We start from the raw sequence: 14,786 nt of genomic DNA, 5'->3' as shown, positions 1-14,786 counted from the left end.
GGGAGGTAGATCATGATGCGCTACATGGCGATAACGCTACTGCTCTGGTTCCTCTGCCTGACACCGTTCGCTGCGGCTGCGCCGCCGCCTTACTTCTATCCGTTCGTGAACCCGTACGAGGCGACGGTGATGGAACTCCCCAAGGAGTTCGAGGTCTCGCTTCCCAAGAAGGTGCCGCTGCGCGAGTTCGTGGTGCGCCCTTTCCCCAAAAGGGACATCCCCGAGGTCTTCTGGTACGAGAAGGGTCTTGACTGCAGCCTCGCCTACCAGGATCACAAGGCGCCGCTCTTGTTCCTGGTCGCCGGTTCCGGCTCCCGTTACGACGTGCCCCGCATGCAGAAGCTGCAAAAGGCGCTGCACCAGGCGGGATTCCACGTCCTCTGCATCACCTCGCCGACCCATATGGATTTCGTGGTCAACGCGTCGTCGGGGCTTCCCGGAATAGCCGAGGACGACGCCAAGGACCTGTACCGGGTGATGGATCTGGCCTGGCAGGAGGTCCGCGGCGACATCGCGGTCTCCGATTTTTTCCTGGCAGGCTACAGCCTGGGCGCTTTCGACGCCGCCTTCGTAGCGAAGCTCGACGAGGAGCAAAGGCACTTCAACTTCAAGCGGGTGCTCCTGCTCAACCCGCCGGTAAGCCTCTACGATTCGGTCCAGGCACTGGACCAGCTGCTGGTCGACAACGTCCCCGGGGGGATGGACAACTTCGACGCCTGGTTCCACGACATCTTCACCGAGACCATGCACATCACCGAGTCCTGGGAGCCGGGGGGGTTGAGCGGCGAATCGATGTACCGTACCTATAAGCGGCTGCAGCCAAGCGAAGCAAACCTCGCCGCCCTGATCGGCCTGACTTCCAGGATGAACGCCGCGGACATGATCTTCACCGCCGACGTCATGAACGGGGGAGGGTACATCGTGCCGAGGAACGTCCGGCTCACCTCCACCACCTCGCTCACCCGCTACGCCATCGTCGCCTACAAGACGCGGTTCATAGACTACTTCGACCAGTGGCTTTACCCCCATTACCAGAAGCACTCGCCCGGATTGACCCGCCAAGCCCTTTTGGCGCGGCAGGACCTGCACTACCTCGACCAGTACCTGAAAGGCTCCAAGAAATTCGGGCTGATTCACAACGAGGACGACGTCATCCTGGTCCCGGGAAACATAGGCTATCTGAAGGAGGTTTTCGGGGACCGGGCGCGGATCTATCCCAGCGGCGGCCACATGGGGAACATGTTCCACCCGAGCGTGGTCTCTTCCATGGTTGAGCTTCTTTCCGGCAAGGAGGTGGCGCAATGAAAACGCGATGCGGAGCTACTGTGCTGATCGCGGGAGCCGTATTGGCGCTCGCGCTGGAATCCGGCTGCAGCACGCTTCCCCAGGCTGGCCCCGGGCCGGTCGAGCCGCCGCTGCGCAAGTACGAGGACCTGGTCAAGCCGGGGACGCACAACATGCTCGACGTGAAGGACTCGGTCGAGGGGTTCAACCGGGGGAGCTACCGCTTCAACTACTACTTCGACGAGTATCTCTACCGCCCCGTGGTGCGCGGCTACGAGATCATCATGCCCAACTACCTGGAGGACCGGGTATCTAACGCCATCGACAACCTGAACGAGATTACGAACTTGACAAACAACCTGTTCCAGTTCAAGTTCAAGGCCGCCGGGGTTACCCTTGGCCGTTTCCTGATCAATTCCACGGTCGGTGTCGCCGGCTTGTGGGACCCTGCTACGACCTGGGGGCTGGAAAGGAAGACCCAGGATTTCGGCCTCACCCTGGGGCATTACGGAACCGGCGACGGCTCCTACCTGATGCTGCCGGTCCTCGGGGCTTCCAACGTCCGGGATACCGGAGGGTTTGCGGCGGATACCGCAACCTTCGTCTACGCCGGGCCGATTGCCTGGGCCAACAGCAGCACCTTCACCACAGCCTATACCGGCGTCAACGCATTGGACCGGCGGCACCGGATTCCTTTCCGTTACCGCCAGACCGGATCCCCCTTCGAGTACGAGTTGTTGCGGACGCTTTACACCATGAAAAGGGAATACGACGTGCAGCAAGGCAAGGGTAAGGGCAAAGATTGAACCTGCGCTTTAGCGGCGCCAGGTTGGAGGTAGCAGTTGCTGAGGTTCTTTAAATCGATTTTCGGCAGCAAACGGAAGCTGGGAGGGGTTCCCGAATCCCTGGTGAAGGCCGCCATCGAGCGCGCGGTCGACGGTACTGATCCCTGGATACGCGCCGTTTCCAGCCACAAGAAGAAGCTGCGCCCGGCTGTTCTGCACGCCATCGATCACGTCATATCCCTGGTGGACCAGGCCGGCCCGCCGGTGACCCTCAACCGGAAAAGCTACGACAGCGACCCACTGCTGCGTAGCTTTTTCATTTCCGCCGCCGAACTGGAGCGGTTTCTGGAAAAGGACCCGGCCCTTGCACAACTGAGGCAAAGAAAGGGTGCGGAGGGGACCGCCTATGGGCTGCTGCTCATGGAAAAGCGGGAGAGGGCGACACTCGGGGCGGAGGTTTCGGGGGAAGTGGTGCTGCGCGACGTACCCCAGGTCAGCGTCAGCTTCGAATCGCACCGGCTGCTGGACGTGTCCCTCGCCGAGGATGAGACCCGCTACCAGCTCAAGCGGCGCGCCTACGACCACCTGCTGGAGATAGCCCTGGGGATGATCACCGAGACCAAGACCAGGCGCGGCAGGCTGGAGAAGCACCGTGCCCTGCTTCAGTCCAAGCTTTCGCTCTTGCACCGCGGCGGCTGGGGGTTTGACGAGAACGATGGTGAAAAGATGGACGTCGGGGAGCTTGAAGGGAAGTTGGCGCAGATCGAGGCACAGCTCCTGGAGATAGGGAAGGAGGACAAGGTGCTGGACGTCTACCTTGCCCTGGTTGCCGACGTACTGGGGCGGGCCGAACGGCATATCTGGACGGTCCGCGAAGCTGTGGTTGTGGATAGGATGGGTATAAAGCGCAAGGAAGCCGCCGGGGGCGCCGTCGAACTCCCGCTCCAGGTGATGGGGGACTCGCAGGGGAGGAGGCGGGTGGTCGCGCTGGTCGCCGTAGCGCTTTAGCGGACCCCCCGTCTGACCATTTCCTCTAGGCGGGGATCATGGCGGAGAACTGCCGCTCGACCTCTTTGGGCGCCTGCAGAAGCGCTGCGGAAACCTCTTTCGACATCGCGTCGGGATAAATCTCCTCCTGCTCCTTTTCGATCCCTTCCAGTATCGCTTGCACCACTTCCTCAGTAGTCGCCTTGGGCATCTCCTGGCCTGAGGTCATCCTGGTGTCGACCGGGCCGGGATAGATCCCCAGCACCTTCACGCCTTGCGGCGCCAATTCGGCCCGGATCCCCTGCAGCAGAGAGTGTCCCGCAGCCTTCGAGGCGCTGTAGGTGCCGTTAACCGGGAGGTTGACCAGCCCGATGACGGAACAAACGTTGACGATGCATCCTTTGCGCTCGATGAGGGCCGGGGCGAAGGCGCGGCACATGGCCAGCGTTCCCAGGTAGTTGACCTTGATTTCCTGGCGCGCGTTCTCCATGGCGTTTTCAGCCATGAAGCCCGCGCAGCGGTTGATCCCTGCGTTGTTGATGACGAGGTCGACCTCAGGGCAGTGCTCCGCTGCTGCAGCCACGCTGGTGGCATGGGTGACCTCAAGCCTTACCGCCGTCACCCGCTTGTCGATTTTCGAAAGTTCCGCCACGGCTTCGATGGTCCTTGCCGCTGCGTAAACCTTGGAGGCCCCTTTTTTCAGCAATCCCTCGACCAGAGCACGACCGATCCCGCCGTTCGCGCCGGTCACCAAAACTGTTTTTCCTGCGATGTCCATTTCTTGCTCCTTTTTCGTTGTCTACCTTCACGCGGCTCGCTGTCCGCCCCCAGGTTCGATGTTCATCTTTGCTATGTCAGGAAGCCGGCACCATCACGGCGCTCATGGCAGCCCCTTCGTCTGCTGCCTCAACTCTTTCCTCTGTGGGGGGCAAGGGTTTCAGGACAGCCGAAAGGTCATCTGCCCACCCCTGAAGCAGGCGGCTTTCCAGGGCAGGGGTTTGTGCCATGCAGGCGATCCGGTCCAGCGTCTCCCGCAGCTGCCGCGCGGACTCCGGGGATAGCTCTTCGTACTCCAGTTTCTCGCGCAACCGCTCGATGGTGGCGGTAAGCGCAAGGACGGCGATTGCTCCCGATGCCACGGCTGCAGGGGTGATATCGAAGCTTCTGGCCAATGCCACCAGCCGTATCACCCGATGCTGCAATTTGCCGCGGATGCGTACCCGAGAACCGCGGTTTGCCTGCGTCGACATCCGTGCGATGTCTTTTGCCATGGCGGCCAAGAGGGAGCGCATGCGCAGGGCCGGATTGACGGGGACGAGGAAGGTGTACCCTATCCAGGCCGCGGCTACCCCAAGGACCATGGCGACGGCTCCGATGGCAAGGTCGGCCGAGGCGATCGTGACCGATACCCCCGGCTGGATCACGAAGATGAAGAAGAGGGTGGCGTCCGTCGCGGGTATCACGGTACGGCGATGCTGCATGGCGTAGGCGCCCAGAAGTATGAAAGGGGCGATGACGGCGGCGGTGACGGCGAAGTCGCCGACCCCGTGGAGCAGCACCAGCCGGCAGAATACGGCGAGCGTAGACCCGGTCGCCGCCCCTATGAAGATAAGGCCGACGAACCTGGCGGGGTGCTCCTTGCTGGAAAAGATGCTGATCATGATGGAGAGCGCCATGAGCATGAGCGGACCTTTGCTCCATCCGGTCAGCGACCAGACGAGACCGACGGCGGCGATGACGATTCCGCCGCGAAAGGCGGCGCGCCCTGCCTGTTGCCAGTCACGGTGGCGGATCAGGTGCAAAGTCGCCTCGTTGGCGCCGTCGTCTGCATGGCTGGCCAGCACGACCTCCAGGGTACCGGTTAGATGGTACAGTGCCCGCCCCAGCAGTGGGAGGTGGAGCGTCGTCTCGGCTGCCAGGGCTTTCGCCTTAGCGCACCATTCAGGCCCCGGGTCGCGTTCCAGCCCGGCCGCCAGTTCCTGAAGCCGCCGGGTCAAAGCTTCGCTCCACCCTGAAGCTGCGCGCTGCAGCAGTTGCAGTCTCTCCGGCGATTCCGCGTCGAGCCTCCCCGCGGCCAGCATGGAAAGGAGGGCGCCGAGCACGTTTCTGGCGTTCCGCCTGTGGCTTCTGAAAGAGGAGCTTATCCCGCCGGCATCCAGGAGCGCCTCTATTTCAGCTGCCTCGCAGAGGATCTCCTGTTCCAAGTCGGTGCCAGCCTGCTTGCCGGCGCCTTCTGCGAGCTGTGCCAGCCAGCGCACCGCATCTGCGGCGACTTTATTGAGCCGGTCGCCCAACTCGTCCATGCGGTGGCTCGGAGTGAAAAGGGCGGTGACGCAGGTGGTGACGAGGATGCCGACGACGATGCAGGCGACCCGGCCGAAGGCCATGCCGCCCAAGTGGCCGGGGTTTTGATAGCCGCTCATGGCGATTACGGCGCAGGTGCAGGCGGCCATCAATGCGGCATACGAGCGCAGGCCGTGGAGCAGGTTGCCGACGCCGACACAGGCGGCGATCCAGATGGAGAGGGCGGCGGTAAGGGCGAGCGGGGAGGTGGTCTGGAGCAGCAATAGCCAGGCGGCTGCGGAACCTATGGCGGTGCCGACCAGGCGGTAATAGCTCTTCTCGAACAAAAGCGTCCTCGTGGGCTGGACGACTATCAGCGCGGTCATGGCGGCCCAGTAGGGGTTCTCCAGGCGGAGCAGATGGGCGACTACCAGCGCGGCGAGTGCGGCTGCGGTTGCTCTGAGAGCAGGGAGCATTCTAGGCCACTGCATCATTTTCCTTTCCGTCTGGCATCTGCCACTGCCGACTCGAGCCTTTCCATGAAACCGGCCAGTTGCTCCACCTCATCCTCGGTAAAGATATTCAGCAGTTGCTCCTCGCGAAACAGCACGGTCTCCCTTATGCGCGCGACCATGGAATGCCCCTTGTCGGTCAGCGAGAGCAGTTTCGCCCGGCGGTCGGTGCTGTCCTCGGCCCTGTCCACCAACCCCTTCGCGATGAGGGTCTCTACGAGGCGGACCATGGATGGCCCCTCGATCCCGACCGAGGCCGCGAGATCCTTCTGGCGAATGCCGTCGCCCAGGTGACTTAGGTGCAAAAGCGGCCGCCAGGTCGCCTCGGTCAAGCCGCAGTTCTGGAATTCCACATCCAGGACTTTGCGCCAGTGCCGGGTGAGTAAGCCGATGTGGAAAAGGAGATTGTTCTTGTCGATAATGTTTTTTGAATAACTCATATCACAATAGATAGCATACTATCTATTTTAATACTACCTATTTTTTGATGGTGCTTGAGGGGGGGGGGCACAGGAGATATGTGCTTGATTTGCTGGAGTTAGTTGAGTGAGTACCAAAATGAAGAGTGGCTGTCTTAAAATGAATAAATAATCTCATTGACAATCGCTGCCAGTTATCGTAACAGTATCAACACACTCTGTTTACACACACGAAAAGGCAAACCCAGGGTAACCTGGGGACGCAAAGCCACCTGTCCAGCATTCTGGAAAGAGGGGTTGTCGAAGTGGCTAGTCAGAAGCCTGCCATTTCATTATGGCAGGCTTTTGCTGTTTCAGCGCCGCTGCGGACCATATTCAGGATGTTGGCGACAATAATCCAGGAGGTCGGGCCTATGAGGACATGCTGTTACACTGCAATGAATGGCGAAGCGAAAGTGCTGAAACTCGACTCTGCGATCGACATAGCTGTCGGGCACAGCTCCCGCCGAAGCGGGTGGTCTGCAACTCTCCTTTTCAACCCGGCAACACTTTCCTTCATCGAGTACCGCTGCTCCCCCCCGGACCAGTTCGGGCAACGCAAGGAGGAGGCTGAGGAAGTGACCAGCCACTACATCTACAAGAACTTCAAGCTCGATCCCATCCTGCTCCTGGCGATACAGCAAAACCCGCAGGGGTGGAAATCGGCGATCGACGCAGAGTGACGCTGCGGACAAAAAAACGCCCCGACGAATGCCGTCGGGGCGTTTTTACTTTGCACTGAAAACGGCTACTTGATCTGGAATCCGCCGTCACTGGCGACGGTGATATCCGCATCCAGGAACCGAGCTTTGTACCCCTTCTCCTTCAGTATGTTGTACGCCATCTCGGCGCGGGCGCCGGTTGTGCAATGCAGCACCAGCTCCTTGTCCTTGGGTATCTCCGCCAGGCGCGAAGCGACTTCGTCGGCAGGGACGTTTTTTGCCCCCTTGATCATCCCTTTGTCCACCTCGTCATCACCCCGGACGTCGACTATCACCACGTTTGCAGGGATTGCCTTGGCCAGAGCCTGGAATTCTGCTGCCGATATGGCGCCCGCCTTGGGCTTGGGGACATAAGCAACCTTGGCAGCCGGCGCGCCTGCCTCCACGGAAAGCTTCGCCCCCTGCCAGGCCGCAAACCCGCCGGAGAGCACCCGCGGTCCGGGGAAGCCAGCTTGCACCAGTGTCATGGCGACCTTCTCGGCGCTGCCGTCCCCCTTCGCGTCGTACAGCACGATAGGAGGCTTCTGTTCCTTGAACGGCTTGAGCGCTTGGATGATTTCGGAGGCGGTAAGGTTGACCGCCCCCCTGATATGGCCACCCTTCGCTTCTTTTTCGGAACGCAGGTCGACAAGGACGAAGGAGAGTTCTTTGTCCAGCCATCCTTCCTTGAGGGCCTGCGCGCTCAGGACGGTGAAGTTTCTCTTGTTCCACTCGGGCATCCCGTCGTGGAAGATCTTTACGTTGGTGTAACCGGCTTTTTCCGCCTCACGGGCGGAAGAGGGACTGAGCGCTCACGTGACTCCGGCGCAGAAGTAGACCAGCAGTTCCCCCTTGTCCTTCGGAAGTTTGTCTAGGTTCTTCTGGAACGCCGGCAGCGGGATGTTTATGGCAGTCGGAATTGACCCTTCCTGGAACTTGACGGGCGGACGGGCGTCTACCAGGGTGTATTTCGTCTTTCCCGAGAGCAATTTTTCCAACTCTTCGACCTTAACCTGCTTTTGCGCCGGCACCTTCATAGCCGGTTTAATGGAGATCTCCGAGATGTTCTTCATCCCGTCGCTTCCCACTGTGTAGGCCACCCTGACTTCGTGCCCCTTCTTGATCCCTTTCAGCGATTTTTTTACGTTGCCGGGATCGGAACCGTTGATGACCTTGAGCGCGTCTACGTCGAATTTCACCACCTCGAAGGAATTGTCGAGCTTCAGCTGGATGCTGTCGGACTTAAGCGCGACCTGGTCGAAGAAGGCGCGCATCTGCCCGTCCACAGGCTTGTGGCAGACCGAACAGGACTTCACGTCCTTCTGCTTTGCGGGCGGCGCCTGTTCTGCTCCCCACAGCGCCGGTGTCATAGTCAGCGCCGCCAGTGACACAGCGGCCAGCGATTTCCTCATAACCCCACTGTCCATACTTGTCATTTCCTCCTTTGGTGTGTGAGTCTGTCGCCTACCTTTCTTTAGCATATTGGGGGAATTTATCTGAATTGCGTCTTGATGGCAACGCAAAATCTTTATCTATGGAAATCGGCATGCTGGTAGCGAACAGCCTTAGTGCTCGACAGTGCTTCACCTCATGAGGTACATTGGCCGCTATGAGACATAACCATATCCGGCGCCTGCTGAAACTGGCAGGCCCCATGATCCTCTCCACTTCCACCATAACCTTGATGCAGATTATCGACGCCCTGATCCTGGCGCGGCACTCCAGCGAGGCTGTGGCGGCGATCGGCCCGTCCGGTCTCGCCGTCATCCTGTTCCAGGGCTTTCTCTTCGGGACCGCCGGTTACGCTGGAACCTTCGTCGCCCACAACCACGGGCGAGGCGATGCCCGCGGGGTCCGCAGGTCCGCCTGGCTCGGCATCCATACCTCGCTCGCCTCCGGTATCCTGGCCCTTGCCATTGCCTGGCCGCTGGCGCAGCTTTTCCTGCTGGCGGGGCACGAAGCGCAGGTAGCACGCGACGAGCAGGTTTACTTCCTGCTCTGCATGGCCGGGTCCCTGTTCCCGGTTCTGGGCTCCGCACTTGGGGGGTGGCTCTCGGGCATAGGGCGCCCCGCTTTGGTAACGGCGGTGACCTTCATCTCCCTGATTGTGAATGCGCTTCTGGCCTGGGGGCTGGTACTTGGTGCGTGGGGCTTCCCCCGGATGGGGATTGCCGGCGCCGCGGTTGCCACCGTTAGCGCCCAAGGAGTTTCCGCCGCGCTTTACCTGGGCATCTTCGCCATAGGCGGTGGGTTCTCCGACCGGATGGCCCGGCGGCTGGACTGGGCGGAGTGGCGCCGTTTCCTCGCGCTGGCGACCCCGATGGGACTCAGGATCAGCGGCGAACTCACCGCGTGGACCCTTTTCCTCGTGGCGATTGGCCGCCTGGGCACGGTGGAACTTGCCGCCTCCAGCATCGCTTTCCGTATCAACGGGCTGGCTTTTTTCCCGGCGCTGGGGCTAGGACAGGCCGCGGGAATTCTGGTGGGCCATGCTCGCGGGGGAGGGGAAGACGATCAGGTCCCGGCCATCGCGTGGCAATCGCTTTTGATCTGCGAGGTATGGATGCTCGCTATGGCTATCCTCTTTGCCACGGCGTCGGCACCACTCATGTCGGTCTTTGCAGGGGCTGGGGGAGACGCCGCGCGCATCGTTGCCGCTGGCTCCCTGATCATGAAGTTCGTCGCCTTCTACTGCCTCTTCGATGCCGCCAACGTCATGATCGGCTGCGTGCTGGCCTCGGCGGGAGACACCCGCTGGATCGCCCGTACCTTCCTCTACTCATCTGCCGTATTCCTGGTTTTCTTGTGGCTCATCGACCGCATCATGCCGGGGCTGGTCGCCGAGTGGACCCTGGCTACCTTCTTCGTATTCGTCACCGCGATCATCTGGTCGCTGCGTTTTCGTTTCGGCGCCTGGAGGCGGACCCGCATTCTGCACGAACCGGAGCTTCCAGCTTAGCCGCAGCTGGGTTTGCCCGTATAACCATTGTTTAGTTTCACGCAGTAGTACACTGTTGCCTCTGCAGCACGTATGTCGCCGCAATTCACACCGGTTTTAGTGTTAAATATCTGCCCGGCCTGACCTTCCCGAAGCTCTTTCGCTTAGGAGGAACCTTATGCTCTCTTTCCGGAAAAACTTCGTCAGAATGCCAAGTTATACGTTCTAACCAGAACGCTCACATACTCCAGGAAACATTTTTTCGAAAAACTCCACCGCGCCGCGGGACAATGCCGTAAATTTTTCTTGACTGCTTTGGTTATATATTGTACAAGGTGGACAACAAAATTAATGAGTGTGGCGAGTGCCGCTCCTGTAACGACCTTGCAAAGGAAGCCGCTATGAAATCTGTTCCTGAAGTCCCCTCGAACGCATCCCCGCAGGATATTCTTCGACTCGGCTTGGAAGCCGCTGAAGGCCCGGTTAAACTGGCGTGCTCCTTTTCGTTGGAAGACGTCGCCATCATCGATCTGGCCAAAGCTGCCGGCCTGGAGATCGGCGTCTTCGCGCTGGATACCGGAAGGCTCAACGAAGAGACTTACGAGGTTGCCGACGCCATCTCGCAGCGCTTCGGCATCTCCATCGACTGGTACTTCCCGCGGCATGAAGCGGTCGAAAAACTGGAAAGGGAAAAAGGGCTTTTCTCGTTCAGGGAATCGCTCGATAACCGCCACGAGTGCTGCCACATCAGGAAGGTGGAACCGCTGGGGCGGGCCCTTCAGGGGCTCTCCGGCTGGATCACCGGGATGCGCAGGGAGCACAACGTGACCCGCATCGACCTGAAATCGATCGAGCTCGACCATTTGAACGGGGGCATCCTCAAGCTGAACCCGCTGCTGGACTGGAACGAGCAAGAGCTTCTCGCGTACGTGCAGCAGCAGCGCCTGCCGCAGAACCGACTTCTGAAAGAGGGGTACCGCTCCATCGGCTGCGCCCCCTGCACGCGCGCCGTGCAGCCGGGGGAGGACGCTCGGGCCGGCCGCTGGTGGTGGGAGAACCCGGAGCACAAAGAGTGCGGGTTGCACAGAAGATAGGAAGCTAACGACAGGGGGATTGCCCGGTGGCAGCATTGGGCAGCCGTTACACAGCTTTACCATGGGAACTCATATGACCAGACAATTGACCCATCTGCAGCAACTCGAAGCGGAAAGCATCCACATCATCCGTGAGGTGGTAGCCGAATTCGACAACCCGGTGATGCTGTACTCCATCGGCAAGGACTCGGCCGTCATGCTCCATCTTGCCCGCAAGGCCTTTTATCCTGCTCCGCCGCCGTTTCCCTTGCTGCACGTCGACACCACCTGGAAGTTCCGCGAAATGATCGAGTTCCGCGGCCGGATGGCCAAGGAGTCCGGCATGGAGCTCCTGGTGCACGTGAACGAGGACGGCGTCAAGAGGGGGGTGAGTCCCTTCACCCACGGCTCCGCGCTTTACACCGACGTGATGAAGACCGAAGGGTTGAAGCAGGCGCTCGACCACTACAAGTTCGACGCTGCCTTCGGAGGCGCCCGCCGCGACGAGGAGAAGTCGCGCGCCAAGGAGCGTATCTTCTCCTTCCGCAGCGCGAACCACCGCTGGGACCCGAAGAACCAGCGCCCGGAGCTCTGGAGCCTCTATAACACCCGCATCAAGCCGGGCGAGAGCATCCGGGTTTTCCCGCTCTCCAACTGGACCGAACTCGACATCTGGCAGTACATCCACCTGGAGCAGATCCCGATCGTTCCGCTTTACTACGCCGCCGTCAGGCCCGTGGTTGAGCGCGACGGCATGCTGATCATGGTGGACGACGACCGGCTGGAACTTAAGCCCGGCGAGAAGGTGGAGCACAAATCGGTCCGCTTCCGCACCCTGGGATGTTACCCCCTTACCGGCGCAGTCGAATCCGAGGCCGACACTCTTCCCGAGATCATCCAGGAAATGCTCCTTACCCGCACCTCCGAGCGCCAGGGGAGGCTGATCGACCACGACCAGGCCGGCTCCATGGAGAAGAAGAAACAGGAGGGGTACTTCTAATGGCACATCAATCGGAACTGATCGAGAAAGACATCCTCGCCTACCTGAAGAGTCAGGAGGAGAAATCCCTGCTCCGTTTCATCACCTGCGGCAGCGTTGATGACGGCAAAAGCACCCTTATCGGGCGTCTCTTATGGGACTCGAAGATGGTGTTCGAGGACCAGCTGGCAGCGCTTGAGGCGGACAGCAAGAAGGTGGGGACCCAGGGGGGCGCCATCGACTATGCTCTGCTTCTGGACGGGTTGCAGGCCGAGCGGGAGCAGGGGATAACCATCGACGTCGCCTATCGCTTCTTCTCCACCGACCGCCGCAAGTTCATCGTCGCCGACACCCCGGGCCATGAGCAGTACACCCGCAACATGGTAACCGGCGCCTCCACCGCCAAGGTGGCGGTGATCCTGGTGGACGCCCGCAAGGGGCTTTTGACCCAGACCCGGCGCCACAGCTACCTGGTGTCGCTGGTGGGGATCCGGCACATCGTCTTGGCCATCAATAAGATGGACCTGATCGATTTCGACGCCGAGAAGTTCGCTGCCATCGAGAAGGATTACCGGGAATTCGCCGCTCCGCTCGGCTTTAGCTCCATCACCGCGCTCCCGATCTCGGCTTTGAACGGCGACAACATCATCGAGAAGAGCGCCAACACCCCCTGGTACCAGGGGCCGCCGCTGCTGCACTTCCTGGAGACGGTGCAGGTCGAGGACGACCGCGCCGACCAGGCCTTCCGGCTGCCGGTGCAGTGGGTGAACCGTCCCAACCTCGATTTCCGCGGGTTCTGCGGCACAGTCGCTTCCGGCGTCATACGTCCCGGCGACGAGATCCGGGTCGCTTCTTCGGGGCTGGTCAGCAAGGTCTGCAGGATCGTCACCATGAACGGCGACCTGGAGGAGGCCGTCGCCGGCCAGGCCGTGACGCTCACTTTGGAAGACGAGATCGACATCAGTCGCGGGGATATGCTGACCCGCGCCGAAGCGCCGCCGCTTTACACCAGGCATCCCGAGGCGCAACTCGTATGGCTTCACGACGAGCCGCTGCAGCCCGGACAGCTGTACCTGGTGAAAACCGCCACCGGCGTCACTCCCGGCAGGGTGACCGCGGTCCACTACGCGACCGACGTCAACACCCTGGAGCAGAAGCAGGTGGCGACGCTGGGGCTGAACGAGATCGGTCTGGCGCGGCTGGAACTCGACCGCCCGGTCTCCTTTGACCCGTACCGCGAGAACAGGGATACCGGCAGCTTCATCCTTATCGATCGTTTCACCAACGCCACGGTCGCCGCCGGCATGGTGGTCGAGGCTCTCCCGCAGGATGCCGCCGAGTTGACCGAGGGCGGGGCCGGAACGGGAAGCTCATGGGTGCGGCGCATCAGCCTCGGCGAACTGGCAGCTAACAACCTGAACCTTGTCGACCTGAGAGAAGAGAAGGGCGCTTTCGTAATCGACGTACCTCGGGCGACCCTGGAGCACCTTGAGAAAGGGAACCGGCTCCTTTTCAGGCTGCGCGATCTGGGGCAGTTGGAGCCGGTGGCGTTTGTAGCCTACGAGAACTGCCTTGCCTTCGAGTTCGACCGGACGCCGGAAGGGATAAGCGTGCTGCTTTTCAAGAGGAGCAACAACCCCCAAAAGAACTGCGGGGATGACGGGATCGGCATTTAGGCGAAACCGGGGCTGGGCAAATGCGGGGCTGGGCAAATGCGGGGCTGGGGACGAGGGGCTTGCCTTGTCATCTGCTCTCATCGGCCTGCTTGGAAGTTACTGTCGATGGCTCAGTACGACAGGTAACTGGCACAGGCTTGACATAAATAGTGGCTGTGCCATTATTCCAACTGCCTCGCAGCAGGGATTGACGGCGGAGGCCAAGAGCTTATACAACTCAGATAGTAAATGTGAGGTGGCAAGTGAAGGTAAAGATGTTGGGCGCGCATCTCGCCGTAGCTCTTTCTATTGTCTCAGGTTCTGCCTATGCCGACCAAATGATCATCAGCTACAGTTCAGGCAAGACCCAAACAATCACCCTTGATGAGCCGATTGAACAGGTGAAGGACATGAGGCTTGACCGGAACGCAGATTCTCTCTTCGGAAAGGTAAAGGGGTTGCTGACCGGTAAGCCCGGGAGTGAAGAGCAGGGCGCGAAAAAGGAGCAACCAGCGACCAAAAACTCTCTTCCCAGAATCGAATGGGCACCGCCTGTATCAGAGTGAGTGAGTAAGAGGGCGGTGAAAAGGGCCGAGGCTTCATGTCTCGACCCTTTTTTAGTCTCTGTCTCGCAGGCCAGGGGAGGGAAGCAGGATAGAGGTTGTGCGGCAGTCGCCTGGCTGCCTGTCAAAGTGGCAGGGTTGAGCAGTAAAATAACTCTTGACGTATCCGCTCATCCGGATATAATCGCGCCCATGAAAACGACCGTACAGTCCTTCAAGGCTCTCGCCGATGAGACCCGCCTCCGTATCGTGGCGCTGCTTCTTTGTTCCGGGGAGCTTTGCGTTTGCGACATCACCGCCACCCTGCAACTGCCGCAATCGACGGTTTCCAGGCATCTTGCCTACCTAAAGAACGCCGGATGGGTCACCGACCGCAGGGAAGGGGTCTGGATCGTCTATGCCCTATCGACCGACGATCTCATGAAGACACAGCTTGCCGGTGTGTTGAAGCAACTGCTGACCGAGCTGCCTGCCGTCGCTGCGGACCTGAAGAAGATCTCCTCTTTTACCAAGGGCGCCAACTGCGCCTGATTTTTTTGCTGCCAGGCATCCGCTCATTCGGATGTAA

14 protein-coding genes and 1 riboswitch are annotated in these 14,786 nt (G+C 60.4%); of the genes, 10 read left to right on the top strand and 4 right to left on the bottom strand.

Annotated elements, in window-relative coordinates:
- Positions 1-12: 12 nt before the first annotated feature.
- From K419_RS0103030 to K419_RS0103020, 3 genes are read left to right on the top strand one after another with little or no spacing between them, the layout of a single operon-like run.
- Entirely contained in the window at positions 13-1,305 is a 1,293-nt protein-coding gene (locus K419_RS0103030; protein ID WP_026840274.1) for an alpha/beta fold hydrolase, read from the top strand.
- On the top strand, positions 1,302-2,090 hold the full coding sequence (locus K419_RS0103025) for an MlaA family lipoprotein (RefSeq protein ID WP_026840273.1): 789 nt from the start codon (positions 1,302-1,304) through the stop codon (positions 2,088-2,090). The genes K419_RS0103030 and K419_RS0103025 overlap by 4 nt, the downstream gene beginning before the upstream one ends.
- 36 nt (positions 2,091-2,126) lie before the next feature.
- Positions 2,127-3,077, top strand: coding sequence for a hypothetical protein (locus K419_RS0103020; protein ID WP_026840272.1), 951 nt, complete (start codon positions 2,127-2,129; stop codon positions 3,075-3,077).
- A 25-nt stretch (positions 3,078-3,102) separates the two neighbouring features.
- Here the strand turns inward: K419_RS0103020 and K419_RS0103015 are convergent, their stop codons facing one another.
- From K419_RS0103015 to K419_RS0103005, 3 genes are all read right to left on the bottom strand, one after another.
- Positions 3,103-3,834 carry an SDR family oxidoreductase gene (locus tag K419_RS0103015; protein WP_026840271.1) on the bottom strand — a complete coding sequence of 244 codons (732 nt, stop codon included), beginning with the start codon at positions 3,832-3,834 and terminating at the stop codon, positions 3,103-3,105.
- Between the two features lie 76 nt (positions 3,835-3,910).
- Positions 3,911-5,833, bottom strand: coding sequence for an FUSC family protein (locus tag K419_RS0103010; protein ID WP_226377613.1), 1,923 nt, complete (start codon positions 5,831-5,833; stop codon positions 3,911-3,913).
- Positions 5,830-6,291 (bottom strand): MarR family winged helix-turn-helix transcriptional regulator, encoded by a 462-nt coding sequence (locus K419_RS0103005; RefSeq protein ID WP_026840269.1) that lies wholly within the window; start codon positions 6,289-6,291, stop codon positions 5,830-5,832. The genes K419_RS0103010 and K419_RS0103005 overlap by 4 nt, the downstream gene beginning before the upstream one ends.
- 206 nt (positions 6,292-6,497) lie before the next feature.
- A riboswitch (cyclic di-GMP riboswitch) is annotated at positions 6,498-6,575 on the top strand.
- A 108-nt stretch (positions 6,576-6,683) separates the two neighbouring features.
- Here K419_RS0103005 and K419_RS0103000 point away from each other — a divergent pair.
- Positions 6,684-6,992, top strand: a complete 309-nt coding sequence (locus K419_RS0103000; protein WP_026840268.1) for a hypothetical protein — start codon at positions 6,684-6,686, stop codon at positions 6,990-6,992.
- Positions 6,993-7,057: 65 nt separating this feature from the next.
- Here the strand turns inward: K419_RS0103000 and K419_RS21495 are convergent, their stop codons facing one another.
- Complete coding sequence (locus K419_RS21495) at positions 7,058-8,437, bottom strand: rhodanese-like domain-containing protein (protein ID WP_084154095.1); 1,380 nt, start codon at positions 8,435-8,437, stop codon at positions 7,058-7,060.
- Between the two features lie 182 nt (positions 8,438-8,619).
- Here K419_RS21495 and K419_RS0102990 point away from each other — a divergent pair, with 182 nt between their 5' ends.
- From K419_RS0102990 to K419_RS0102965, 6 genes are all read left to right on the top strand, one after another.
- Positions 8,620-9,969, top strand: coding sequence for an MATE family efflux transporter (locus K419_RS0102990; RefSeq protein ID WP_026840267.1), 1,350 nt, complete (start codon positions 8,620-8,622; stop codon positions 9,967-9,969).
- A 380-nt stretch (positions 9,970-10,349) separates the two neighbouring features.
- Positions 10,350-11,042 (top strand): phosphoadenylyl-sulfate reductase, encoded by a 693-nt coding sequence (locus tag K419_RS0102985; protein ID WP_026840266.1) that lies wholly within the window; start codon positions 10,350-10,352, stop codon positions 11,040-11,042.
- A gap of 73 nt (positions 11,043-11,115) precedes the next feature.
- On the top strand, positions 11,116-12,021 hold the full coding sequence (gene cysD / locus K419_RS0102980; RefSeq protein WP_026840265.1) for a sulfate adenylyltransferase subunit CysD: 906 nt from the start codon (positions 11,116-11,118) through the stop codon (positions 12,019-12,021).
- The gene (cysN, locus tag K419_RS0102975; protein WP_026840264.1) at positions 12,021-13,676 is read left to right on the top strand and encodes a sulfate adenylyltransferase subunit CysN; all 1,656 of its coding nucleotides are present in this window, start codon (positions 12,021-12,023) and stop codon (positions 13,674-13,676) included. The genes cysD and cysN overlap by 1 nt, the downstream gene beginning before the upstream one ends.
- 242 nt (positions 13,677-13,918) lie before the next feature.
- Positions 13,919-14,221 carry a hypothetical protein gene (locus tag K419_RS0102970; RefSeq protein WP_026840263.1) on the top strand — a complete coding sequence of 101 codons (303 nt, stop codon included), beginning with the start codon at positions 13,919-13,921 and terminating at the stop codon, positions 14,219-14,221.
- A gap of 189 nt (positions 14,222-14,410) precedes the next feature.
- Positions 14,411-14,749 (top strand): ArsR/SmtB family transcription factor, encoded by a 339-nt coding sequence (locus K419_RS0102965; protein ID WP_026840262.1) that lies wholly within the window; start codon positions 14,411-14,413, stop codon positions 14,747-14,749.
- Positions 14,750-14,786 lie beyond the last annotated feature (37 nt).

This window comes from Citrifermentans bremense R1, assembly GCF_000426865.1.
Taxonomy (GTDB): Bacteria; Desulfobacterota; Desulfuromonadia; order Geobacterales; family Geobacteraceae; genus Geomonas; species Geomonas bremensis.
This window is presented reverse-complemented; position numbering and strand designations above follow the sequence as displayed.

Bases quoted from the DNA above. Each gene is read 5' to 3' on its own strand.
- K419_RS0103030 (WP_026840274.1), top strand. From the start codon at position 13: ATGATGCGCTACATGGCGATAACGCTACTGCTCTGGTTCCTCTGCCTG.
- K419_RS0103025 (WP_026840273.1), top strand. From the start codon at position 1,302: ATGAAAACGCGATGCGGAGCTACTGTGCTGATCGCGGGAGCCGTATTG.
- K419_RS0103015 (WP_026840271.1), bottom strand. From the start codon at position 3,834: ATGGACATCGCAGGAAAAACAGTTTTGGTGACCGGCGCGAACGGCGGG.
- K419_RS0103010 (WP_226377613.1), bottom strand. From the start codon at position 5,833: ATGATGCAGTGGCCTAGAATGCTCCCTGCTCTCAGAGCAACCGCAGCC.
- K419_RS0103005 (WP_026840269.1), bottom strand. From the start codon at position 6,291: ATGAGTTATTCAAAAAACATTATCGACAAGAACAATCTCCTTTTCCAC.
- K419_RS0103000 (WP_026840268.1), top strand. From the start codon at position 6,684: ATGAGGACATGCTGTTACACTGCAATGAATGGCGAAGCGAAAGTGCTG.
- K419_RS0102990 (WP_026840267.1), top strand. From the start codon at position 8,620: ATGAGACATAACCATATCCGGCGCCTGCTGAAACTGGCAGGCCCCATG.
- K419_RS0102985 (WP_026840266.1), top strand. From the start codon at position 10,350: ATGAAATCTGTTCCTGAAGTCCCCTCGAACGCATCCCCGCAGGATATT.
- cysD (WP_026840265.1), top strand. From the start codon at position 11,116: ATGACCAGACAATTGACCCATCTGCAGCAACTCGAAGCGGAAAGCATC.
- cysN (WP_026840264.1), top strand. From the start codon at position 12,021: ATGGCACATCAATCGGAACTGATCGAGAAAGACATCCTCGCCTACCTG.
- K419_RS0102965 (WP_026840262.1), top strand. From the start codon at position 14,411: ATGAAAACGACCGTACAGTCCTTCAAGGCTCTCGCCGATGAGACCCGC.